General features: G+C 49.2%; 17 protein-coding genes. 5 read left to right on the top strand and 12 right to left on the bottom strand.

The features are described 5' to 3' along the window. Positions 1 to 181: 181 nt before the first annotated feature. Entirely contained in the window at positions 182 to 1,243 is a 1,062-nt protein-coding gene (locus tag ACSF8X_RS12055; protein ID WP_500850081.1) for a succinylglutamate desuccinylase/aspartoacylase family protein, read from the top strand. A 69-nt stretch (positions 1,244 to 1,312) separates the two neighbouring features. Here the strand turns inward: ACSF8X_RS12055 and ACSF8X_RS12050 are convergent, their stop codons facing one another. The 3 genes from ACSF8X_RS12050 to yccS form a co-directional block, all read right to left on the bottom strand. Then, positions 1,313 to 2,089, bottom strand: a complete 777-nt coding sequence (locus ACSF8X_RS12050) for a hypothetical protein (protein WP_500850080.1) — start codon at positions 2,087 to 2,089, stop codon at positions 1,313 to 1,315. A gap of 92 nt (positions 2,090 to 2,181) precedes the next feature. After that, positions 2,182 to 3,795, bottom strand: coding sequence for a methyl-accepting chemotaxis protein (locus ACSF8X_RS12045; RefSeq protein WP_500850079.1), 1,614 nt, complete (start codon positions 3,793 to 3,795; stop codon positions 2,182 to 2,184). Between the two features lie 297 nt (positions 3,796 to 4,092). After that, a complete protein-coding gene (gene yccS, locus ACSF8X_RS12040) occupies positions 4,093 to 6,270 on the bottom strand; it encodes a YccS family putative transporter (RefSeq protein ID WP_047877089.1) in 2,178 nt (725 codons plus the stop codon). 357 nt (positions 6,271 to 6,627) lie between these two features. Here yccS and helD point away from each other — a divergent pair, with 357 nt between their 5' ends. Then, a complete protein-coding gene (gene helD / locus ACSF8X_RS12035) occupies positions 6,628 to 8,721 on the top strand; it encodes a DNA helicase IV (RefSeq protein ID WP_500850078.1) in 2,094 nt (697 codons plus the stop codon). 55 nt (positions 8,722 to 8,776) lie between these two features. Here helD and ACSF8X_RS12030 read toward each other — a convergent pair whose 3' ends face one another. From ACSF8X_RS12030 to torT, 3 genes are all read right to left on the bottom strand, one after another. After that, complete coding sequence (locus ACSF8X_RS12030) at positions 8,777 to 9,763, bottom strand: zinc-binding dehydrogenase (protein WP_500850077.1); 987 nt, start codon at positions 9,761 to 9,763, stop codon at positions 8,777 to 8,779. A gap of 151 nt (positions 9,764 to 9,914) precedes the next feature. Next, positions 9,915 to 10,373, bottom strand: a complete 459-nt coding sequence (locus ACSF8X_RS12025) for a methylglyoxal synthase (protein WP_500850076.1) — start codon at positions 10,371 to 10,373, stop codon at positions 9,915 to 9,917. 143 nt (positions 10,374 to 10,516) lie between these two features. Further along, complete coding sequence (gene torT, locus ACSF8X_RS12020) at positions 10,517 to 11,584, bottom strand: TMAO reductase system periplasmic protein TorT (protein ID WP_500850075.1); 1,068 nt, start codon at positions 11,582 to 11,584, stop codon at positions 10,517 to 10,519. 132 nt (positions 11,585 to 11,716) lie between these two features. Here torT and torS point away from each other — a divergent pair, with 132 nt between their 5' ends. Then, entirely contained in the window at positions 11,717 to 14,665 is a 2,949-nt protein-coding gene (torS, locus tag ACSF8X_RS12015) for a TMAO reductase system sensor histidine kinase/response regulator TorS (RefSeq protein ID WP_500850074.1), read from the top strand. 90 nt (positions 14,666 to 14,755) lie between these two features. On the opposite strand, the gene ACSF8X_RS12010 is transcribed toward torS, so the two are convergent. The 4 genes from ACSF8X_RS12010 to ACSF8X_RS11995 all read right to left on the bottom strand — a co-directional run bounded on the left by ACSF8X_RS12010 (position 14,756) and on the right by ACSF8X_RS11995 (position 18,076). Next, positions 14,756 to 16,063: a rhodanese-like domain-containing protein gene (locus ACSF8X_RS12010; RefSeq protein WP_500850073.1), complete on the bottom strand. Its 1,308-nt coding sequence runs from the start codon at positions 16,061 to 16,063 to the stop codon at positions 14,756 to 14,758. A 79-nt stretch (positions 16,064 to 16,142) separates the two neighbouring features. After that, complete coding sequence (locus tag ACSF8X_RS12005) at positions 16,143 to 16,991, bottom strand: TPR end-of-group domain-containing protein (RefSeq protein WP_500850072.1); 849 nt, start codon at positions 16,989 to 16,991, stop codon at positions 16,143 to 16,145. Positions 16,992 to 17,211: 220 nt separating this feature from the next. After that, entirely contained in the window at positions 17,212 to 17,373 is a 162-nt protein-coding gene (locus tag ACSF8X_RS12000; protein ID WP_157037763.1) for a hypothetical protein, read from the bottom strand. A gap of 205 nt (positions 17,374 to 17,578) precedes the next feature. Next, complete coding sequence (locus tag ACSF8X_RS11995) at positions 17,579 to 18,076, bottom strand: NUDIX hydrolase (protein WP_500850071.1); 498 nt, start codon at positions 18,074 to 18,076, stop codon at positions 17,579 to 17,581. Between the two features lie 167 nt (positions 18,077 to 18,243). On the opposite strand from ACSF8X_RS11995, the gene ACSF8X_RS11990 reads away from it, so the two are divergent. Together ACSF8X_RS11990 and ACSF8X_RS11985 are read left to right on the top strand one after the other, a co-directional pair. After that, positions 18,244 to 18,720, top strand: coding sequence for an RNA-binding S4 domain-containing protein (locus ACSF8X_RS11990; RefSeq protein ID WP_047877080.1), 477 nt, complete (start codon positions 18,244 to 18,246; stop codon positions 18,718 to 18,720). 594 nt (positions 18,721 to 19,314) lie between these two features. Beyond that, positions 19,315 to 21,411, top strand: coding sequence for a methyl-accepting chemotaxis protein (locus ACSF8X_RS11985; RefSeq protein WP_047877079.1), 2,097 nt, complete (start codon positions 19,315 to 19,317; stop codon positions 21,409 to 21,411). Positions 21,412 to 21,501: 90 nt separating this feature from the next. On the opposite strand, the gene ACSF8X_RS11980 is transcribed toward ACSF8X_RS11985, so the two are convergent. Together ACSF8X_RS11980 and ACSF8X_RS11975 are read right to left on the bottom strand one after the other, a co-directional pair. Next, complete coding sequence (locus ACSF8X_RS11980) at positions 21,502 to 22,629, bottom strand: M28 family metallopeptidase (protein WP_047877078.1); 1,128 nt, start codon at positions 22,627 to 22,629, stop codon at positions 21,502 to 21,504. Positions 22,630 to 22,860: 231 nt separating this feature from the next. Next, positions 22,861 to 24,489 (bottom strand): methyl-accepting chemotaxis protein, encoded by a 1,629-nt coding sequence (locus ACSF8X_RS11975; protein ID WP_500850070.1) that lies wholly within the window; start codon positions 24,487 to 24,489, stop codon positions 22,861 to 22,863. Between the last annotated feature and the right edge of the window lie 433 nt (positions 24,490 to 24,922).

Here is a 24,922-nt window from a genome sequence, read left to right as displayed (position 1 = left end):
TTCATGGTGACGATGAGAGTATTTTATTGTTTTTAATAATTTAATCAATACGTTGTGGAAAATCGTGGCTTTCTGGTTTAACTCACGTTAGTGACTGTGATTTTGTGATGTGGGTTGGGTTTTGGCAACGTTTTTTTTCATACCCTGCGAACCAATAGAACGATGACAAAAGGATTTTTACATGCCTAAGAAATCAATGAATGTCGATTTTGAGCTAGGCGGTGTGACGGTTAGTCCGGGTGAACGCAAAAGCTGCGAGCTTGAGATTGCCCGTTTGTACACTCACTCGCCATTGTCGGTAACGGTGGAAATCCTTCACGGCAAGCATCCCGGGCCGGTATTGTTGGTGAATGCAGCCATTCATGGTGATGAGCTCAACGGGATTGAAATTACCCGTCAGGTGATTGACAAGATTGATCTTAAGAAGCTGCATGGCACTGTGGTTGCTGTGCCGGTGGTTAACGTATTCGGCTTTATCCATAAATCACGTTATCTTCCTGATCGTCGGGATCTAAACCGTTGTTTCCCGGGATCTGAGCGTGGTTCGATTGCCGGGCGGATGGCTTATCAGTATTTCAATCAGGTTGTGCGCCGCTGTACTCATGTGGTTGATTTGCACACCGCAGCAATCTATCGCACCAATTTGCCGCAAATCCGGGCGAATTTGGAGAATCCTGCCGCTAGAGAGATGGCGATGGCATTTGGTTCGCCGGTGGTCGTTGACGCGACCCTGCGTGACGGGTCACTGCGCGCGGCCGCTGAGGAATTTGATATTCCGGTAATCACGATGGAAGCCGGTGAGGCTCTGCGCCTTGATCCTCATGCTGTTGGGGCTGGGGTTAGCGGCGTGCTGCGTGTGATGCGCCATCTCGAAATGTTGCGTACTGGCCATAGCAAGAAACTGCCTGAGCCAATGGTGCCACGAGCAACACGCTGGGTACGGGCTGATTTTGATGGTTTGCTGCGCTCCCATGTCGCATTGGGGGCGAGAGTGTCCAAAAATCAGGTTATCGCGACAATCAGTGACCCGTCCGGTAGCGCCGAGCAAAGCGTGGTCGCTCCCCAAGGGGGGATTGTGATCGGCCAGCAGACGTTGCCGTTGGTAAATGAAGGGGATGCTATTTTCCATATTGCCTTCTTTGAAGAACCGGATGATTTGGTCGAAGAGCATGTTGAATCTTATCTGGATGATGCGATCGAAGTGCTTGATGATGACCTTAAGTGGGGCATGGCTTCATCATAATATTGGTTTGAGACCGAATACAAACGGGTAGCTTGGCTACCCGTTTTTTTATCCCAAAATCGGGGGAGGTTATCGCTTACGGTAGGCAACGACGTGTGATAGGAAGAGCTTGGAGAAGCGTTCGTTGAAACGGAAGTGATAGGGGATTTCGGCTTCTCCCAACGGCTGCCAGCCATCTTCGGTGAAATACTGGTTGATATCGTTGACGGCTTCGCAGGCCTCTTTGAGGTGTTTCTTCTGCCACTGGTAGGTATTGGCCAGAAAAACAATGCCGCCATGCCGGGTATCCTCTTTGAGGGCATCGACAATGAGAGAGGGTGATTCGCATTGGTCGATCACATTGAGGCAAAGGGTTATATCAACAGGCGTTGGAATGCTGTTGTGATCATAGCGAGATTCGATGCAATGGAAGGAAACGTGCTGACAATCACGAACCAAGGGGGCAGTGTTGAGGTGGATGCTTCCTTGTCGGTGGAGGCTTTCGATAAACGGGAAATAATAGCCCTCTGCATTTAGCAGCAGTCGGCGAAAGTGGGTCATCAGTCGGTGAGAGGGTTCGACAACCCATCCATCTTCTAGGCTAGGATAGCTGCGGGCGAGCTCGTAACTCACTCGGCCAAGTGCTGGGCCAACCTCAAGGAAACTGCGCGGAGAAGAGCCTGTTTGTGCAATGCAGCTATGGATAAAATCACATACCTGAAGGTAGAAAGGGGACTGTACGAAATTATCGGGAATCGTACGTGAAGCCGAATTTAGGAGGGTGGAATCACCCATTTCCCTGATTTTGTCTAGCCACTGTGCTTCGAAATAGGCGGCGAGGCTACGTTTGTCACAATAGTCATCCATGAGGCATACCCGAATCTGATTGATGAGGCAGGTATACAGCAACTACAGATGAAGGTGAAGCGAACCGCGGTGTGCGGTTCGCTTCCTGTGCCTTAGATCTTAAAACCGGCAACAATTTCTGATAGCCCGTTGGCTTTTAGCAGTAAATCATGGCGGACCGCATTGGCTGATGCCATCTCCTGATTGGTACTTTCGGCCGTGACGAGCAAGTTCTCGATGATGGTGTTCATCGATACGGTTGCTGCGAATTGTTCTTCCGTCACCACGGCAATTTGTTCGCAATCATGATTGATGTTGCCCAGTGTTGAGAAAACGGAGTTAACATCGTTCAGGCTCTGGCTGTTCTGCTGGTGGATCTGGCTGATATTGTCATTGTTTGCCTGCAGCATCTTGACCGATAGCTGGGTATCGTTGCGCAGCGACGAAACGAGATTATCGATTTCAACGGTGCTCTTTTGGGTTCTATCGGCCAGTGCCCGTACTTCGTCGGCAACGACGGCAAACCCGCGTCCTACTTCGCCCGCTCGTGCCGCTTCGATGGCAGCATTGAGCGCCAATAGGTTGGTTTGCTCTGAAATCGCCCGAATTTCTTCGACCAGAGAGGAGATTCGGTTTGCTTGAGTTTGTAGGTGGTCAAGCTGCTGCTGGTTTTCGGCAAGGTTAACGGTCAGTAGCCCCATTTGTTCATTGACGTGGCTCATTGTTGCCGCGCAGGTTTGGGTATTTGCCTCTACATCCTGGGTATTGCTTGAGGTGGAGTTGGCCTTTTCCGCAACTTCTTCGACGCTGGTCATAATTTGCGACATAGCGGTTGCGGCTTGGCTGAGTTTGTCGGCCTGTACCGCAGTATTGCCAGATACCGTTTCCGTTGACTGGGCCATCTGGGCGCAGCTGTTGTTGAGCTCGACAGTGACTTGCTTGATTTCGGCGACCATGTGTTTCAATGCACCACCAGTTTCCAACACGCCTTTGTAGATCCCCGTTTCTTTGCCGTTTAGCTCGAAGCTTCGGTTAAGATCGCCTCTTGACAGCTGTTCGAGGATAGTCAGGATTTCTGATGGCTCATGGCCAACGATCTGCTGGTAGCGCTTCAGCGCGATGAACATCCCCACGCCGACAAAAAGGCAGGCGAACAAGGCAACAGAGAGGTTTTCGATAAGAATTTGGTAGAAAGCTTGTTCAACTTTGCGATTTTGTACACCGCTTCCCAGATACCAGCCCCAATCCGGACTTTTTACGGCAATGGATTGAACGTCGGTTGTTACGTCACCACGGGTTGTGGACCAGATGTAATGTACGACTTGGCCACTTTTCCCCTGCAGTTCAGATTTGACGGCACTAAGAGCTTGCTGGCCGACCACTGCTGCGAACTCTTGTCCGATGATTTGCGGATCAAGTGGGGCGGCGACAAAGGTCATTTGTGCATTGGTCGCCCAAATATATTCATCAGGGGCGTAGTTGTAGCTTTGCAAGACATCCATCGCATGTTGCTGGGCAACAGCCAGAGGCAGTTTGCCTTCTTGGGCTTGCTTTTCGAAGTAAGTGACGGTGGCCAGTGCATTAGTAAGAAGGTTGGTTAAGCGATCGATGTTCTTGATTTCCATCGTGTTTTTAACGCTTTGTGCTGAAAAGAAGGCGGCACCAGTCATGATAAGCACAAACAGTAGGTAAACCTGGATATACCGTGCTGTGGTTTTGGTTTTCATTGACGCTCCGAAGGCTGATAAAAGAGAGTTAGAGGTATTGCTATGTGCTTTTTGGTTGTAAATATGCGCACATGCAATATGTATTAATGCGACCATATGCTTGAAAAATTTAATTAAATTTATTCATTGTTGTCATTAATAGATTTTAATTAATTCCTTTTGCGTATGTTTGGTGGGCGCAGTTTGAGCAGATTGCCTCTCATGTGGTGATAAAATGCTCTGTATTAAGTGTTTTTCAGTTGTCAGAAAAACAAAGGCCAACGCACTGCGTTGGCCTTTTTGTTCTCTGCTGGAAGGCTATTGCGCCGATGATGGTTGCGGACGGTTGGTACGGGCTGCCAGTTTGTTGGCTAGCGAGTGTAGTTCTGGCAGCATCCGTTGGATCAGATGGAGCTGTTGGAGCACCATTTTGGCAGAGGTACAGTCTTCGTCTCGCCATTGGGCCAAGCGCTGCTCCAGTTCACTGTCAGACTCCGGTGCTTGAGCGCACTGATTGCCATCGAGCTGAGCGGCCAGACAATCGAGATGGCTGTGGATCAGCCTATGGGCTTGAGCGACCAGATGGTGGGTATATTCATCGTCTAGTTGGGTACGGTGTGCCCCCAAGGCCGAGATATAGCCTAGCATGGCGTGGTTGATGGTTAGAAAGCGGAAGCATTCATCTGTTGCCATTCGGTAGCGACCAGGTTCCGACAGCATGTTACTGATGGCGGTACTGAGTTGGGCATCGGTATTGTGTGCTTCGCGCCGGGCAATACGATAGCTCAGGCTGTCTCTTTTGCCGATGCGGTACTGGCCGATAATTTGAGCCAGATAGTCGCGGTTGGTTTGAATGGCTGCTGCCATCACTTTGTGGAGGCGTTTTGCTTGCCAGTCGGGAAGAATATAGCTAACGGCCAATACTGCCAGCAGGCAGCCCAAAAGTGTATCGCCCAGTCGAGGCAGGATCACCGCGAAGCCCTCGCCGAGCTGGTTGAAACAAAATAGGACCAGCAAGGTAATGAACATGGTTGCCAAACCGTAGTTAGCCATCCGAAAGGCAAAGAACAAGACGCCTGCCAGTACCATCAACACCAGTTGCCCTTCTTGTCCGGGAAAGAGGTACAGTAGCGGCATCCCGATGAGCAGGCCTGCCAATGTGCCGATCACGCGCTGTTTTAGGCGCTGGCGGGTCGCACTATAGTTAGGTTGGCAGACAAACAGGGTGGTCAGCAGTATCCAGAATCCCCGCTCGAGATCCAGCGCTTGGATACAGCCGTAGCCGGCAGTCAGGGCAATAGCCATGCGCAAAGCGTGGCGGAAGAGGATCGATTGCGGTGTAAATTGGCTGGCTATACGCTGCCAATGGTCTTTGATGCTGCGTGCCTCGTTGTCGGCCAGTTCGGTTTCGTTGCTGGTGGCAGCGACGTCGGGGTTGCTGACGTTGGACAGTTGCCTTTCAACAGTCGCGAGGTTGTTGAATAGGTATTCCAGCTGGCTGACATAACTGCGAAGCTGCGGATTACTTTGGGTTTTAAGGTACAGCAGTGATTCTTGAAGTTCATCCAGAGCGAGTACGCTTTGGGCGCCGTGTTGATAGGGCTTGCCCATGGCCAGTGCGTGTGAAATTTCTCGGCAGGCATTAGCCTGACGGGCAAGGAGGCGCTGGAACCGGAACAGAACATCACTGCGTTGGAATTCCTTGGCCAAAATTTGGTAGCGGTAATGTGACGAGCTTGCTCGTTCATGGATATCTTGGGCAAGGAAATAAATCTTGAGGAATTTGTCGCCAGTATGGTTTGGGTGGCCGCGTCGGGCACGGTGCAGCAACGTCGATTTTGCATTATTCAATGCGTTGACCACTCGGGCATTTTGACTCGCCGCAGCCAGTCGCAGTGGTTGCGGGTTGAGGTTGGCAACGGGCTCAAATAACTGGCTTTTGCAATCGAGGTAGCAGGCGAATTCCGTAAACACGGCGGCAAGGCTTTGCTGAACCGGCTGATTTGGCCACAGTAAGTGCCAGGTTAACGATAGCAGCCCGTACCAAGCGGCTCCGCCCAATAACAGTGTCGGTTGGTACCATAGATTCGGGCTTTCTGCCGCTCCCAGCATGGTATAGACCGCCAGCAAGAGTGAGGCGAAAGCGATGCTGGCGTAACGGGCCCCCATGGCACCGAGCATGATAAAGCCGAATGTCGAGACAAACAGCCCGATGGCGAACAGTGGCGGATAGGGGAACAGCAACTCAATGGACAATGCAGCAATAAAGAAGCAGAGCAGGGTCATGAGCAGGGCTTTTATTCGGCCGCTGAAGCTGTCATCGGTTTCGGCCAAGGCAGAAGCAATGATACCAAGAACTAAGGGGGTGATTTCTGATTTGGCATCTAGATACCAGCAAGGCAGGGCGACACCAACTAAAGCGATGAATACACGAATGCTGTAGTTGATACGGTCGTTGGCCCAGTAACGGCGAAGCATAAGTCGATTGGTTTGCATGATGAAAAGTCTGTTCCGAGGGGATCAACAGAAATACAGAAAATATGCGTTAGCCACCAAAGATAACAAACTCGTTACCTGTTGGATATAAAACCCTTTAAAAATGACACGTATAGGAATTTTTTAGCAGAAATTTTACGCAAAATAGGTCGTTGCCGCTATGGTCAAAATACAGTTCTTGATACTCTTTGGGCGACAGTGATTTTGATACCCAAGCCGCTTCGAGCAGCTTGTTTGAGCGAGAATGCACTTTTTGTATCCAGTTTCTCTATATGACTGGGTATATATACAGGCATGAATCTTGTATTGTTAGGCAACTTGGCTCTATACAGCGTTTAATTTTTATTTGGTGATGTGATGCGTTTGACAGCGGGGTGGTTGGCCCAGTGGCTTGCCCAAGGTGATTATTGCAGTATTGCGCTTGGTGACAACGCCCTGATTTTGGATAGTCAGCTTGAGACAGAAGAGATCCCCTTTGATGACTGGGACGGTGCGATCAATGTGCAACGGGGTGTCCTTTGGGGCAGCTTTGAGCTGACATCGGCAGATCAGAAGTATTGCTGGACGGTTCACGGCCTGCCTTGGCAGCAGTGCAAGGCTTTTGCCAATGTATTGCTTGACGCTTACCGGAGTTGGGCGCAGGGACGGGTAGAGAAACTCGATGGTCTGTTGCCAGAGATGCTGGGCCAGATTCGAACTCTGACCGAAAAAGACGCATACTTGCGAGAATCCGATCACCGGGATCTGTGCCATTATCTTGAGCAGTCGCTGGTCTCTACTGGGTTGACGAACGAATTGGCCGCATCATTCCGTCCGATGGCATTTGAGCAGATCACCCCGTGGCTGGGTGACAATAGCGAGTGGATTGATAATGCCAACCAGCTTTGGCTCGAGAAGGAAAAGGAAAAGTGGGCCTCCTGGTTCGATACGTTTGAGTCATCGCCACTGAATACCTCCCAGCGGGAATCTATTTTGCTCAATCAGGATCATAATCTGGTGCTTGCCGGTGCAGGTAGCGGTAAGACCAGCGTACTTGTGGCTCGCGCCGGTTATCTGTTATCGAGCCAGACGGCTCAACCCGAGCAGATCCTGATGTTGGCGTTTGGTCGAAAAGCGGCGCAGGAAATGGGCGAGCGGATGGCTGAAAAAGTGAGCCGTCAAATCAAGGTGGCAACGTTCCATAGCCTTGGCACCCAGATTATTAAAGCGGTTGAGGGCGAAATGCCCAGCGTATCGCCATTGACCTTGGATGAAAAGGCCCGGGCTGATTGGATTGCTACCGTGTTGACTGAGCAGTGGAGCAATGAAGCATCGGCCAAGCGTTGGCAGCGGCATTTGTCCCAGTGGCGGATCCCCGGCGTTAAAACCGATAACTCGCAGGAAAAACAGGCCCGTAACGAACAACTGGCCAGTTGGGTATGGCGACATATTGAATTGATCGGGCAGCGGGGCGGCAATAAGTCGCAGTTAGTTGCCAGTATTGAGAACTACCATCTGGATACGGCAAAGGCTCGGATGAAGAGCGAACTCGCGTTGCTTTGGCCGTGTTACCGAGCGTATGAACAGCATCTCAAAGCCAGTAAGCATATCGATTTCAATTCGATGATCCAGCGAGCGACTGAGTACGTGAGGGAGAATAAATTCGTATCGCCGTGGCGCTTCGTGATGGTCGATGAATATCAGGATATCTCACCGCATCGTTTGGCATTGATAGAGGCACTATGTCGAGATGGCAAGGATGGGGCGCGCCCAACTTTGTTTGCCGTGGGTGATGATTGGCAGGCGATATACCGTTTCGCCGGTGCTGATTTGAATTTGACGACGGGCTTTGAACAGCGGTTCGGCGCTTGTCATATCACCGAGCTAGACACGACTTACCGTTTCAACAGTATGATTGGTGAGGTTGCCAATCACTTTATTCAGCAAAACCCAGCACAGTTACCGAAAACGCTTAATAGCTTCAAAAAACAAAAGCGCAAAGCCGTTACTTTGTTGTGTCAGGATTTAATCGATCAAGAGTTGGCGCAGTTGGCGGCACAGGTAAAGGATTCGTCGACAACGCTATTGTTGGGGCGTAATAACAACCAGCGGCCAGAGAAACTCAAGCAGTGGCAGGATAAATGGCCACAGTTGGGTTTAACGTTTATGACTTGCCATGCCAGCAAGGGACGCGAAGCAGATTACGTGTTTATATTGGACGTAAACCGTGGTGTCTTCCCTGCGCCTGATCGTGATACAGGGCTGGCTGCGGCCTTGCAGGCTAAAACGGAATCATACGCCGATGCCGAGGAGCGCCGTTTGTTTTATGTCGCTTTGACGCGTGCCAAGCAGCATGTATGGGTGTGTGCTGATCCTGAGAAGACCTCGCCGTTTGTCAATGAGCTCATCGATGAGGCGTACCCGGTTATGAATAAGATTAAGCGAGTTAAGAGCAAGGCCAAGGCAAAATAAACGACCTTGGTAACGCTACCACCCAAGCCCAGCCCTGTTTATTGGCTGGGCTTTTTTATTCTTCTTTTATGCTGCTGACAATTTTGCCGCTGTGGCTCCCTGCCTTGAGAATTCGCAATCCCTCGGTTAGCTGCGCAAAAGGGAGTACCTGTTCGACCATCGGGTCGAGGCGGCCTTCGCTGACTAACGTTGCCAGTTGGTTGCCGATATCGGCAAGGTGCTGAATATGCTCGATGTGTCCGTGGGCATAGGTGCCGTGCAATGCGACCTCGTGGATGCTGATGGCTTTGGTTGAAGCAAGCAGGGGAACCTGATTGAACTGGTCGGCAACCATTACGATATGGCCGTTGTAGCGGATTAAGGCACTAAGAATACTGCCGGATTTGGCCGAAACACAGTCGATGGCGGCGTCGACCAATTTGTCCTCAGTCAGTTCGATAAGGCGCATTGCCGGATTATCGCGTTCGGGATCGGTGACCGCGTCGGCCCCGTAGCGCCGAAGCCGTTCATGGTGTTGCTGGTGGGCAATCGCATAGACGGTCGCACCGGCTAATTTTGCCAACTGGACCGCATAGCCGCCGACACCACCTCCTGCGCCGGTGATCGCTATGCTTTGTCCTGCGGTTACCCTCAGTTTGTCGTACAGGGCTATCCAGGCCGAATAGCCTGCGCAAGGAAGGGCGGCAGCATCGGTGAAGCTGACATTATCCGGGAGGCGGCTGACGGCGTAGGCTTTGGCAACGGCATATTCGGCAAATCCACCGGCATAGCGGGGATCGACAAAGACCATGACCCGGTCTCCGGGGTGGAAATGTTTGACATCTTTGCCGACGAACGAGACGGTGCCTGCGATATCCAGCCCGATAATCTGCGGATAGTGCCAGGTGGCATACCCCCAGTGAGCGAGTTTGTAATCGATGGGATTTAGGCCAACGGCATGGACGCGGATACAGATTTCATCTGCTGCAGGTGTTGGCTTGGCAGCCTTGCTCAGAGAGAGGCTGTCTATGCCCTCTGCTTGTGTCAGTTTCCATGCTTTCATTATCGCCACCGAGTAAATTATCGTTATTTTTAGATAACTATATACCCAAGTTGCGATTTATACCCAAGTGGTAAGGGGAAGGGAATGTTGCATTGTTGGATTTTGGATAACCTAACCCCCTGCGCGGTGGCTGGGGGCTAGGTTCTTTCTGTCAGCCTAAACGTTCTTTGATATAGGCGTCATAATCGGGGATTTCGATTTCCACCTCTTCATCGAGCATCGGAGATGAAATCATAAAATTGGCACTGGCACGGTTGGTGGCTACCGGTATATTCCATACCGCTGAGATCCGCAGTAGAGCCTTGACATCAGGGTCGTGCGGAACGGCATTGAGTGGATCCCAGAAGAAGATCATCATGTCGATATTGCCTTCGGAGATCTGAGCGCCAAGCTGCTGGTCGCCCCCCATTGGGCCGCTTAGTAGGCAATTGACTTCAAGGCCAGAGGCCTTGGCGATCATATGACCGGTGGTTCCTGTGGCATACAGAATATGGCCTGCCAGTTTTTCCTTGTGTTCCATTACCCATCGTAACAGTTGCTGCTTGCAGTTGTCGTGGGCAACAAGGGCGATATGTTTGGCCTTAGCCATAGTACGAGTTGTTGCGTGCATGTCATGCTCCAAAAAGGTGAGAACGAAGCTGGCTATATCAAACCAGAGCCGCAGCATGATGTACAAAGGAAAATGGTGAAACTTGTAAGTAAGTCACCCCATTTCATTTGCTTAGGTTAAACAATCAACATGGTTTGTACGTATTACGGGCGGGGCGGCGCCGGTACGTTGAATACAGGACGAAACTCCGCCGGAGAGAGCGATTCCATAATCACGTTGTCGGGCAGGTGTGTCGGGGTCAGGCCTTCAACAATAGGGGCCAGTTCCAACTCGATCGGTTTATGTTCCAAGTAGCGAACGGCCTGATCGACAGACAACATTGCCTGCTGAGCCATTTTGTCGGTAGGGGCAAACAGGATTTTGTTGCGTAGCAATCCACGGTATACGCCATGACTGAGATAGGTCGAGACGAGCTTAATGTCGTTGCTCTTGCCATTGGTGCGCAATTCGCTGATAGCCACTTCTGCCGCCACGGCTCCACCAACGATGTAATCAATATGGTGGCCGCTGGTGAACAGTTGCTGGATAAGATTGCGTTGCAGTTCTTTGCTGTTGTCGGCCCAGAGTTTGGTGACGACATTGATATCACTATCGGCAATGGCATCCATGAAGCCTTGGACAACCGGTTTTGTCCCACCGCGTTTTAGCGGGCCTGGCAGTAGCGCAATATTGACGATGCCACTGCCCCTTGGATGACGCTTGGCAAGATACTCGCCAGCGGCCTGACCCATGTAATACCAGTCGATGCCTACTCGAGCAATGATCTTCTTGGCGCTGTCGGTTGTGGATGTATCCAGTTCATTGATCGTCGCGAATACCGGGATATTACCGGTAAGCTCAGTGAGTTGGTTTTCATAGGCATGGCTATCCACAGTGCCGAGGATAATGGCGTCTGCTCCCCATTCTCGGCAATCGGTCAGTTGTGCTTTTTGTTTTGCAAGGTTGGGGTAGCCGCCTGCCTCAAGGACTTTGAGCTGGACCCCTAGTTTGCGGGCGTGCTCGACCATTCCATAGTCAATGGAGAGCCAGTAGGAGTCTTTGAGGTGGGGATAAACAGTACAGAGTTTCCACGGCTTTGTTGCATGGCTCAGAGGCTGATAATTTATTTTTTCCATGCTCTGGCCGGGTTTGCCTGCTAATACGTCGATGGCCTGTACCGGCTGGGTGACGCTGGCGCAAAGCAGCAAAGGGAGGAGCCATTTATTTATCATGTTCAATCTGTACTGATTCGCCTGCTTAAGGCTGGGTGAAAATATGGTGTTTGGGTATAATACCATTTTTTGCGTCTATCAGGCTGTTTTCTCTTTATATATAGCTAAAGCCTGCACGATGGTTGATAAATTATGACGTTTACCCCCAGTGGAATTGGCCAAAAGCTGCTGATTGCCTTCTCGATGATGGCCGGTTTGATGATTATCGCGGTTGTGATTGGCGTTGCAGGTTTTTCGTTGGTTGCCAAAACCGAGCGCAATGTGATCAATTCGGCAGTACCTGCCCTGGTTGAGGCTCGGCAGCTGTCGGATCTTAGCTCCCGTATTATTTTCAATGCCCAGGTTTTGGCAAAGTCCAAGGACGAGCAGGAGCGTGAACGGCAAGGTAAGTCACTGACGATTCATATTCAGGCTCTGCACAGCAGCCTTAAATCACTTGAGCGGTACTCCTTTAAGCCGGCATTGGTTAAGCAGTTGACCAAAGATGTTGAAAACATCATTAATAATTTGGCCATGCTCGGTATTTTGGTTGGGCGAAAATTAGAGTTGACCGATAAGGTTGAGTCAATGAATGAGCAGATGACATCGGCGACGATGCAGATTGACTCACTGTCGCAATCGCAGGTTTCCAACGCCAATACTATTGCGGTGGCGAATGTGTCACGCATTTATGACTTGGTTGAGAAGGGCAATACCAGTGCGGTGTTCAAGGCCCTTGATAGCTTGGTTGAAGTGGACATGGATTTGAGCGAGCGCTTGTTCGAGCTTCGTTTTCTGTCATTGCAAGTGATCAACATGCTGGATGACAGTATCCAGATAAACCGAATTGATGAACTTCATAATTTAAAAAAGCGCTATACCTATGCGGTGACCGTGATCCAGCAACGGGTCAAGTCGGTTGAGGATCCGAGTCGTTCGGCGCAATTGGTTGAATTGGGCGAGGTACTCAACCAAAGCGGGGACTTTTTCCATAAGTTGGAGGCCTTGATCCATGCGCGGCAGGACGTTGAGCGGATGGAACAACAGAACTTGGTGATGTTCCAGCAACTGAATCAGACAGTGGATGAAATTATCCAAGCTGCCAACCTTGGTACCCAGCAGGCCGTGACGCAGGTTGATCAAACACTGACCGTAGCCCGTAATAGCTTGATTGCGATTTCTGCGTTGGGGATGATCGCTTTGGTGCTGATCATGTGGCGTTTCGTCTACGCGAGGGTTATCCGCAGGATTAACGACTACAGTCAGGCGCTGATGTCACTGGCAAGAGGGGATTTGGAAATTCGCCTAATTTCTCATGGCGACGATGAACTGGCACAGATGGGGCGGGCGATCATGGTGGCTCGCGACACCGCCTATGAGCGTCACCGCTTGGCACAGGTTGAATCGAAAATCCGTTCAGAGTTGCAACAGCATAAGACCAGTCTTGAACGCTTGGTCGCAGAACGTACCAGCCAGTTGAAAGAGGCTAACAGCCAACTGAACCAAGAGGTGAAAAAGCACGCAGAGGCGCGTACTGAAGCCGAGCGCGCCAACCGCGCCAAGTCTGCCTTCCTGGCGACAATGAGTCATGAAATTAGGACGCCAATGAATGGGGTATTGGGTACAGCTTCGCTGCTGGCCGATACTGGTCTGAACAAGCAGCAGGCTGAGTACCTTGCGGTGATTAACCGTAGTGGCGAAACGCTGCTTGATATCCTCAATGATGTTTTGGATTATTCGAAAATTGAAGCTGGGCATTTGGATATTCGCCCTTCCAATTTCTCGTTGCGTGAGTTGGTCCAGGATGTCTACAGCTTGTTGAATAATCGGGCCGCCACCAAGGGAATTGTCTTGGTCACTGAAATTGACGAGCAACTGGAGGAGTTCTGGGTGGGTGATGCGACCCGTATTCGCCAGATACTGGTGAATTTAGTGGGTAACGCAATCAAGTTTACCAATGAGGGCCAAGTCAGTGTCTGGGTATCCTCTTCCCCGTTGCATCCTGGACGCTTGGATTTTCAGGTTGAAGATACTGGCATAGGTATTCCGTACGATGAGCAGGACAGTATGTTCGATGCTTTCCAGCAGTCTAGCGATGGCCGCCAGACCATGGGCGGAACCGGGCTTGGCCTGGCGATTAGCCGACGAATTGTGGAAGCAATGGGCGGTGAGATTGGGCTGGACTCTACGCCGGGTGAAGGGAGCTGTTTCTGGTTCAGTCTGAACTTGGCCTCTGGTGAATGCGAAGTCGCCGCCGAAGCCGTGGCTCAAGATGACATTCCTTCGGCCTGTGTGTTACTGGTCGAAGATAATCCGGTTAATAGCTTGGTTGCTGAGGGCTTTTTGCGTCGTCTGGGCCATCGGGTCATAGTGGCAGAGGATGGCGCGCAGGCCAAGGTCGTGTTTGCTGAGCAGCGTTTTGATGTGGCCTTGTTGGATATTAACTTGCCAGATACCGATGGGGTGACCTTGCTAGGGGATCTCAAGCAGATAGAACAGGATAGCTCAACATCCCATGAGACCCCGATGGTGGCATTTTCGGCCCATGTCTTTAATGAAGAGGTGGAGCTTTACCTCAATGCGGGATTCTCTGGTTTCTTGCCGAAACCGCTGGTGGAGCACCAGTTGGTTGATACCATAGCTAAGGTTCTGGCTGGGCGAGAAAGGGTGAATCTATCATGCCTTGCGTGTGGTGATGAGAACGTCGATTTGGAACAAGCTATTGATAATGCGGAGCAGAAAGTGGTGAATAGTGATATGCCGATTTTGGATGAAAAGGTGCTTGGCAGTGATTTGCAGGTACTGGGTGCGGAACTGGTCAATAAGATGATCGGTCTGTTCAGCGACTCGTCGGCAGACACGATGGCGAAGTTGATCCCGGCGATTGAGGACGTGCAGTTGGCTGATGTTGCCAACTTGGCACATACCCTGAAGGGGGCTGCGGGTACAATGGGGTTGACGAGACTTCATCAGGTTTGTCAGGCATTTGAGAAATCAGCCAAAGAGGGTGATATTGGCGATCTTTCCGTTGAGCAGCTGGAGTCTGTCTATCGTGCGTCAATTGAGGCCCTGAACCAGTCTTTTGGTGGTTCAGACGCATAGACACGAAGAGGTTATATATTCGGTAAAAAGGCTGCGTTAATCGCAGCCTTTTTTATATCTCACACTTAAGTAGAGGAGGTACGGTATGGGTTAGCGAGTATGATGCGTTGAGATTGGCGCATTAGGGATCTCGCCGTGTTCTACTGGGTTGGCAGGGTCTCCGCTCCATTCAAACCAGCCGCCATCAAATACGCTGATGTGCTTCCAGCCCATGACATGGGCATAAAAGAAGACTTCAGAGGCTCGCCAGCCGGTGCCACAATAAAATGAGACATTTTGGCTTTTATGGATATTCCAATCTTTCCAGAATTTGGTGATCAAATCTTCGCTGATCATGGTGTCGTCCGGATTGCGGAAGTCTTCTAGGCTGTAGGCATCAGAGCCTGCGTGTCCCCATTTTGAACCGCTTATGCGACCTTTGGGATCGATATATTTATATCCGCTGGTTTCGCCGATGTATTCGGCCCAACTGCGGATGCTGACCAGTGACTGGTTATCCTGATCAGCCAGAATCTCTTTGGCTTCCTGTATATCAATAATATACTCCGGATGAGCCGGGATCGGGCGCCCGAAATCGACAGGCTCGGTGCTGTTCAGCAAGGCTTGGGTTGGGTAGCCAGCATTGATCCAAGATTTCCACCCACCATTGAGCAGGCGAACATCTTCGACGCCAGCGTACATCATGATATTGGCCGCTCGTGCTGCTGCGGTATTGTCACGACCGTACAGGATCACGGTGGTGTCGTGGCTAATGCCTAGCTCACGCAGTAATTCGCCGAGTTGATCGTTATCAACGCGATTCCACCATGGCTCTGACTCAATATTGTTTGTATTGAGATACAAGGCTGTCGGTATGTGTGAGGCGAGGTATTTTGCTGGAGGCCCCCATGCGACTTCCACGACTTTGAACCCTTTGGCGGGGGCGTGGCTTACGGATTGGCCTTCAATAAGCTGATGTAACCAGCTGGCCGGAACCAATTGTTGGTAGTTCTCGAGGGCAACCAGTTTGCCAGGGTACTGTTCAACTGGCTGAGTGATCACCTCGACATCATATTTGCCGAGTGCATTGAGCTGAGATTTTAAGGCTGCAGCTTTGGTGGTGCTGCAGTAAAGGGTTGTTCGTTGCTTGAAATCGATGCCACGGCTTTCGAGCTCGCTTCGTACGACTTGCGGTCGGAGTGTGCTGAGCCAGTCGCTATCGAAATTGATCGCTCCTGGGATATGCCCACCCTTGTGCTGTCCGGCCTCTGGCCAGCCGTTGTAATAATTGCTCGAGCGGCAGTCAATGATCTGTCGGTCGGGTTGTTTATCGGCGACTAACTGATCAAAGGTAGCCGCCGAAAGTTTGGGAGTAAAGGCGATTGCAGTACAAAAAGCTGCATTTAGTAGTGTTTTCATTTGATTACTAGCTTATGTGATTATTGCACGGCATTGTATATCACTTGCATATCTTTTCCTTGATTTAAATGTGTAATGCCTATGGTTGTTCGTTTTGGGTGATTAGCGCTTCGAAACGGTCATTACCCCATAGAGATTCGAAGTCGTTCTCTTCGGCAGCTAGCTCTCTTAGCGAGGCACTGCCTGCAATCGCTTGTTCAAGATCATTGATGGCTAACTCTTCAGAGCCTAAACAAGCATAGGCACAGGCGCGCTGGTAGAGGGCATGAGCGTTATTGACATCCAGTTCAAGGACTCGGTTGCAGAGGCTCAGTGACCAATGGAACTCGCGGATTTCCATTGCCGCATCGGCTTTGTAGGTCAGTGCTTCTAAATCACCGGGGCGGATTTTTAATATTTCATCGTACACTTCGATCCGCTGCTCTGGGGTTTGCAGGCTCTGCGAACGTAGCCAGAGGTTGTGGATTTCGTTAATCGTTTCAATTTCGCGGTTATTTTGGGCGATGATCCGGGTCTTGCGCTTGAGGTCTTGTTCTAGTTGGCGGAATTTACTTTCGTATTGATCGGTAATTTCCTGGAGCTGTTGGTCTGCCATTTTTTTTGTGTTGTCACGCAGTTCACGCAATGACTGCCAGCCAATTAGGGCAAAAAGCGAGGCAGCACCGGCAATTAAGTAGAAGAAGTAGGTGACGGTGACATTGGCATAATTCATTGATTTGTCGGCGACTGACAGTTCTCGGTCGGTGATTGCGACTGTCATTCTGCGTTCGAGATCTTGCTGTTCGGTTCGTAGGGCTTTGAGTTCGTCGAGAACATAGCGCTCCATCAGAGGCCTGTCGAACATATCCATTCGGCTGTATGGTGGTTCTTCGGCGACAAGTTGCAAGGGGAGCAGGACAATGAGTAGGGTGAGCAGGCGTTTGAACATGGCATCATCCTTATTGACAAGTCAATTATGGTTACCCATTAAGAGATAGCAGAAGAAAAGGCATTGCACGAAGAACAAGTGTTATTTGGTTGGGTTGAACGATGGCAAGAAGAATAAAAGGTGCACTGATGGCCTAGTACATCTAATGATTGCTTAGTGATGTACTAGGAGGGGGCGAGTTGGCGGCCCGGCCCCTTGTTCCACCAGTGCGGAGAGGCGATTAGTCGGCGACTAGGCCACCGTTCTTTTGGGCTGCTGCGACAAGTGCCTTGCGTTTTTGTGCATATTCGTTGTCAGTGTCAGCATGGGTTGTTGGTGCCGAATTTTCGGTAACCCACTGTGATTCAGCGCTAAAAGCATAGTCTTTATCAAAAATAAGCATGACGTTATACCCTCGAAGTCATCATGTCGTTTCTAGAGGACATCCTGTATCGGGTCGGTTAAAAAATCATCATCCTTGGTGTGGTAATTTAGGGCGGAGTGCTAAGGCGTAGATCTGGCTACTCCCCTCCGTTGGAATTGATATCAATATTGGTGCATTGTCTCTTGGTTCATTATGAATGTCACGGTGCGAAAAATAAGATTGGTTATTTTTGTAAGAAGTTAAGAGCTTGACGGGTAGAGTCAAATGCAAAACGATCAGGGGAAATGTCAGTAACCGGTACCCACAAAATTTCGGCAACGTCATCGGCGGCAATAAGGTTAGGCTTGTTCACAAGATCGATGATAAAAATGCAATCGCATGTTTTATAAGTGATATTTTTGTATAAGTAGGTATTTGGCGATGAGCCGACATAACGGCAGTGGGACGGTGTGAAGCCCAGTTCTTCGTTAAGTTCGCGGTATAGGGCTTGTTCAAGTGATTCATCGTAGTCGACAAAGCCTCCGGGGAAATCCCACATTCCTAAACCGGGTTCTCGTCCACGAATAGCAATGAGCACTTCATCGTTACAACGAATAATTGCCATTACGGCAGAGGCGGTATTGTGGTAGTAGACAAAATCGCACTGGTCGCATTTGACGTGTTTTTCATGATGCCTTAGTGCTGATGACCCACATGATGGGCAATATTGGATAGCTGTCATGGTTATTAAGCATCTCGGTGAGTAATGCTTGCGAGAATATACTGTTAGTCAGGTAGCCTCAAGGTAGATAAAACCTCCGAGAAGGGGATAACGAGGCTATATGGTGAATACTCTCGGGCATTGGGTTAAAATCACGGTAATATTATATAACCCGTGGTGGGTACAAGATGTCGCAAGAACACGAAGAGTATGAAGTAGAAGCACTGGGTATTGAGGTTGATTGTCAGCCGATTGAGTTGTACAAGGTGCTGAAAATTGCCAATGCAGTGAGCGGCGGTGGGGAAGCAAAGCTTGCCATTGCCGAGGGTTATGTCGCGGTTAATGGTGAGCTTGAACAGCGTAAGCGCCGCAAGGTGTATGATGGCGATGTTATTGAGTTCAACGAAGAGTATTATTTGGTCATCTGCGATAAGCCCGTTACTGAAGCGGTAGAAAAACCAACGGTGAAACCATCGGTCAGCCCACAGCCTAAAGCGTCAAATAAAGCGAAGGGTGGGGCAAAAGGTTCTGCGACGAATAAGGCAAAGAATAAGAATACGAACAAAGCGGCGAAACCGGCCAAATCCCGAGGTGGGAATAAACAGGGTAAGCCTGTTTCTGGGCCAGCAGATAAAACGACAGGCCGTAAACTGCTTAGCTTCTAATGTCGTTAAAGATAGAATCCTTGGAAAAGAAAACCGCTGTTGTAAAAAACAGCGGTTTTTTATTTGTAATGATCTTGGATTGAATCCATCTGAATATTGTATCTTGAGTTAACATTGGTGTATGCGCTTGTGAATATATATTAAATCGTTCACTAAAAATAAAGACAATTGAGAATGTGCCCGTTTCATTTTTCATTATTAAGTGAAGGCTACCCTGGCTTTCGATATTCTTTTACTTAATCTTATTATTGTTTTATAGGGTCTCAGTCATATTAAATTGCTTTCATTTCCCCTTGTTGATTAATTAGTAACAGTTCAGAAGTAAATAAGTGCTATTTTTTGTTCACTATATTTCACAAGTTAAAATCTTTTGAAATCTGCTTAAGTCTAGGTCGGGTTTGACCGATAATTAAATGACATAACTAGATAATGTTACGTTGATAAGGTTGTACTTAGGTCGAGGGTGATGATTGCAACCGGCTAGAACAAGTCGATTTTATTTGACTCTGATTCTGAAAATGGATGTTGTTAATAGAATTAAAAAAGTCATAGCAACGTGTAACATATTAAAATTTTATCTGTAGAGAGGGTGGCGTGTTCAAAACGATTAAGACCAGAATTGCCTTAAGTGCAGGGGTCGCACTGGTATTCACATTAGTAATCGCAATGGGGTTTACGACTAATTCGTTTACTCAGGTGCAGACCATGACAGCCCAAGAGGTGTCTGCACAGTTGAAAGAATCTACGACACAGAACTTGCTGGCAGTTGCCAACGAGCAGAGCCAACAGTTAAATGGGCAATTAGCCCCGGTACTAGCGAACCTTTCTTTGTTACGTTCAATCTTGGAACTGGGCGGCGAGCAGCATGTCAGTGCGGATGTACTGGTACAGCAGTTTATCAATGCGCTGGAAATCCAAGATAAAACGGTATTTGCGGGTTATATGGTGTGGGAATCCTCGCCGTGGACAACGCCAGTAACGGCCAATGGGATTAAGTCTGTGACCCCTGAGGGGATCTTGGCTCCGTTTTTCTCACCTCTGCCAAATGGTTCGTTTGATCCAACGGCGATGGCCTCATTTCGAAATCAAAACCTCAACAATAATGGTGAGCGTATTGATGAATGGCATCTTGCGCCGTTCGAAAACGGACGTACCTTCGTTATGGAGCCTTATTACTACAACGTTAGGGGTAATCAGGAGCTGATTACAACGATTAGCCAGCCATTGAAAGTGAATGGCAAAATTGTTGGTTCGTTGGGTTTTGACTGGTCGTTGGTGGCATTTCAGGGGCAGTCGGAACAATTGGCCCGTCAACTGTACAATGGTCAAGGCCATGTCATGATCCTAACCAGTAGTGGAATGGTGATGGCTGACAGCCGTAACGGCGCCAATATCGGCAAGAAGGTGACAGGTGAACTGTCGAGCCGTTGGTCTGAGATTGTGTCGATGGCTCGCGGTGACAACCAGCGTTTGTTGACTATTGGTTCAGAGATGGTTGCCGTGTCTACGGTAGAAACAAGCGGTAAGCCTTGGGTAGTATTGGTTTCTATTCCATCAGCTGTTGTGACAAAAGACGTGACAGACTTTACGCAATGGAGTGAATCACTCAGCGAGGAAGCGATTGGTGAAGGGATCATGGCGGGCTTGTTTGCCGCGTTGGCCGGCCTTGCTGCAATGTTCCTACTCGCGGCCCGTATTGGCGCATCGTTAAAACAATTGGTCGATCGCATGCAGGATATCGCACAAGGAGAGGGTGATCTGACTCGCCGTATCCAACTGGATAGCCAAGACGAAACGGGTCAGCTTGCATTTTGGTTCAATACTTTCTTGGAACGTATTCAGGGGACATTGCGTACCGCGACTGATGCGGCTGAGCAGGTCGACAGCCATGCGACGGCTGGTCGTGGGCAGGCAGAGGATGTGTCTAACCAATTGCTGGGGCAGTTAAATGAAGTGAGCTCGCTGGCAACCGCGATTAACGAGATGAGCGCTACGGCTCAAGAGGTGGCCAGTTCGGCAGTGCAGGCTGCAGCCGCTGCTGCTCAGGTGCAAAATAGTAGCCTGGATGGTACCGAAAAGATGGGCCATGCCGCCAAGGCTGTGACGGAGCTTGCAGGACAGATCAACTCGGCTCAAGCACAGACTCAGACGCTTGTTGATTCAAGTGCGGCGATTCAGGGGATCCTCTCTGAAATTGGCGGTATCGCAGAGCAAACCAATTTGCTGGCACTGAATGCGGCCATCGAGGCGGCACGCGCTGGTGAGCAGGGACGTGGTTTTGCCGTTGTTGCCGACGAGGTACGTAATCTGGCAAACCGGACCCAGAGCTCAACGGAGGAAATCCGTAACATGCTGAGTCGACTAGAGGAAGAAACACAGTCTATCGTTGCATTGATGGCCCAGAGTCAGCAACAGGCTCGCGATACTTGTGAGGAAACGCAGGCTGCTCAGCTGGCACTGGAAGAGGTAAACGAAGCGATTAATGTGATCAATGACATGAACAATCAGATTGCTTCCGCTGCAGAAGAGCAGAGCTCGGTGACCGAAGAGGTTAACCGCAATGTCGTGAATATTAATGAAGCGACTAACGGTGTGATGCAAACCATGCAGGCATCTGTCGCTATGAGCGATGAGCTTGCCGGTCAGGCCGCTCAGTTGCGTGATGAACTGGAACAGTTCAAAACACGATAAGCGATAATCCTAAATAGAGTCAGTAGGGGCGGATATATTCCGCCCCTTTTTTTATGTCTCTATCTATGTCTCGATCGAAGGAAGTTTAGATTATGGGGCGGTCTTGATGTATTTCTCGTTGGTGAGTAACTCAAGGGCGATAGCCACATTGTTATTCAGCTGCTCGTTTACTCGACCAGGGAAGAGCTCTTCGAGTTTTTCGAGGCGGTCATAGCCAGTATGCCAAATGCGTCCCCATTGTGTTTCGGTCTTTCTATCACAGGCTGAAGCTGTCCAGGTTTCATAGCAATCCCATGTGTCAGGATGGGTGGTTTGAGAATAGCCGTCATATCCCCCTTTGCCGTTGATATTGAAGTTGGTGGCTTCGACATAGGCAATCGGGATCCCGGCACAAGCGAAGCCAGCATGGTCGGACCAAGAACCCGTTTCTCCCTCAGGGTAGCCAGGAAAAGCGGGATGAACTACAAACTTGCCCGATTCACCTTTGACTGCGATAGAGGCTTCTAGCATGGCATCTCGCATTGTTGTTGCCGCACTGTAATCGGTTTTATCTAGTGAGAGTTTTTTACAGATACCATCATATTCATCATAATCAGAGTGGGCAGCATGAACGTAAACAATGTCCCCCCCACCGATGGTATCGTAATTGATCATTCCGATGACATTTTCAAGTTCGCCTGTTTTCAGTGCTTGTTTCACGTAATGGAGTGAGCCGTTTAGTCCGTTTTCTTCGGCCCCCGGCAATAGGATACGAACATTGTACGGTAGGGATTTCCCTTTTAATTGCTCGGCAAGAGAAATTGCCGCAGCAAGCCCGGCCCCATTATCTGTTGCGCCCAGTGAATCATGTTCGGAACCGGTAGAGTCATAATGTGCCGCGAGGATGATAGTTTTATCTATCTTGCCTTTTTTCTCGATGATGTAGTTTTTTGATGACAGCATCATGCCATTCTGTTGGTATGAAAATGGCTGAACAGTGACGTCGTAGCCAAATCCGGTTAGTTTGTCGTAGATCCAGTTTCCGGCTCTCACTTCTTGTTCTGTGCTTGCTTCACGTGCGCCAATTCCTTCGGTGGCGCTGGCTATTTCGACTAAATATTGTGTTGCCTTACCGCTGGTTCCTTGGTTTTCATCGTCGTCACTGCCACCTATGTTTATGTTGCATCCTGTGAGCGTAAGCGTAACGGCTAGCCCGAGGTGGAAAATTCCGTGTTTCATTAAAACATCCTGCGTATTTGTTAATGATGAGTTTATTTCCGGTCTTTTGTATCGAACAAGGAGGGATTGGAACAGTGATCTATATCTAGATAAGGTGATGGGCGTTTTATTTCGGGTGATTTTGCGGCAAGGATCAATAGAGATGAAGAAGGGCAGGGTATTGATGAAGCATAAAAAAGCCAGCATGGGTATGCTGGCTTTTCATTCGAATGATGTTGATTGCACGCCGTTTTAGGTCAGGCGGAACTGCATCATGGTTTGCTGTAGGTTCGCCGCCAATTGACTTAGCTCATTACAAGCCTGAGTGGTATGGTTCGAGCCCTGTGCAACTTCAGTTGATGATTCGTTGATACGCGTTACGCTGCATTGCAGTTCTTCGGTAACCGAATCCTGCTCGCTGCATGCGCTGGCAATTTGCACACTCATATCGGCAATTTGGCTAACCGTCGATTCGATCGAACGGATTTTTTCACCCGTCTCTTGGCTCTGCTGAACACAGGAGTTAATCAAGCTGCAGCTGACCGTGGTCGCCTCGCGTGCTTCGTTGGCACTTTGCTGTAGCTTGTCGATGATAGTGATGATTTCGCCTGTTGAGTGCTGGGTACGACCTGCCAATGTGCGAACTTCATCAGCAACAACGGCAAATCCGCGGCCTTGCTCGCCGGCACGGGCTGCTTCGATCGCCGCGTTTAGCGCCAACAGGTTTGTTTGCTCTGCGATATCGCGGATCACATCTACAACCATGCTGATGTTAGCGGATTCTTTTTCAAGTTGGGCAACCAATACGCCGGCATTTTCGATTTCGTTGGAAGCTCGCTGGATCTGGTCAATCGTTTGGTTGACTTCCTGTGCGCCTTGCTGTGCTTCTTGGTTGGCCTCTTGCGCCGCAGTTGACGCTGTCTCGGTATTGTTGGCGACTTCGGCAACAGTTGCTCGCATTTGGTCCATAGCGGTTGCAACGGTAGTGATTTCCGACTGTTGGATTTCCATACCACCCGATGTCTGGTTTGCAACGGCACTGACTTCTTCAACAGCGGAGCTCAACTGAGTTACCGCAGCAATAATCTGTTCGATCAAAGCACGCAGGTCAGATTGCATGGTGATGCTGCTGTCAGCCAGTTTACCTAGTTCGTCATTGCCGATTTGATCACGGTCTAAGTAGTGAGTCAGGTTACCGGCAGCAATTTGAACAGATTGTTCCATTACCAGATTAAGCGGACGGCAGATCTGATTGGTCAGGAAGATAGTCATCGCAATCATAAAGGCAATGATTGCAACGATAGCTCCAATCGCCATGTCCATCATGATGGATACGCTGCTCAGAATGTCAGTACGGTTCTTGGTAACAAAACCCGTATTCATCTTGCGTAGGTCATCCAGCGCCGTTTCAATTTGGCTGTACACGCCAAGTGTACGAACCAGAATTGGCTGAGCTGTTTTCATATCGCCTTGATATGCTGCCTGCTCAAAAGCTTTAAGGTCTTGGATATATTTATTCCAACCGTTATTAACGCGGTCAAATACCTGCTGTTCACTTGGTGATGCGACGGTTGCGCCGTAGGCATCTAGCATTGATTTTATGTTTTGGTGTTGACGATCTACTTTGTCGATTCGAGAGCGGATTTGCTCAATATCAGCGTAGGTAATCAGCGCATACAGGGTGCGTCGCGCGTACGACATTTCGTAACGCATGTCTTCAACTTGCAACACACTTGGAATTGTTGAGTCGGTCAGGTTATAGATGGTGCTTCTAACTACTTGCACTTCTGAACGTAGGAATATAGCAAATGCGATCAGTAGAGCGGCAATAATAGAAAATATAAAAGCGATTTTCTTTCCGACAGAAAGATTTTTAAACATGGCGAGGTATTCAATCACTAAAGAAAAACGGTAGGGTAGTAATGTACTATTAAATTTATAAATTAACAATATTATTATTTAAGCGAGATGTGGCTGGTTCCATGCAAAATTATCCGTTTATGGCACATTTTTACGGAAAAACGAGTGCCATTTAAGCATTTTTTCTAAACGGTACGTGTTGTTTGTCTATTTTTGGGTGGATTTTGACTCATTGGTTAGGCAGGTGAAGATCTTTATCTAAAAGAACAGTCTTCAATTAAAAACATTATTTAAAAGCAATATTTATTCTTTAGGATATATATCAATACTGGTGTTTTTATGACAGCAATAATAATCCCACGCCATTTTATTGACGACTTCTTTATACGCATTTGGGTTGGTAATCTTTGTTTTTACAAGAAATATTTATCTACCTGCATCATTTATGATTAGT

The organism is Photobacterium panuliri (assembly GCF_059920555.1).
This window is presented reverse-complemented; position numbering and strand designations above follow the sequence as displayed.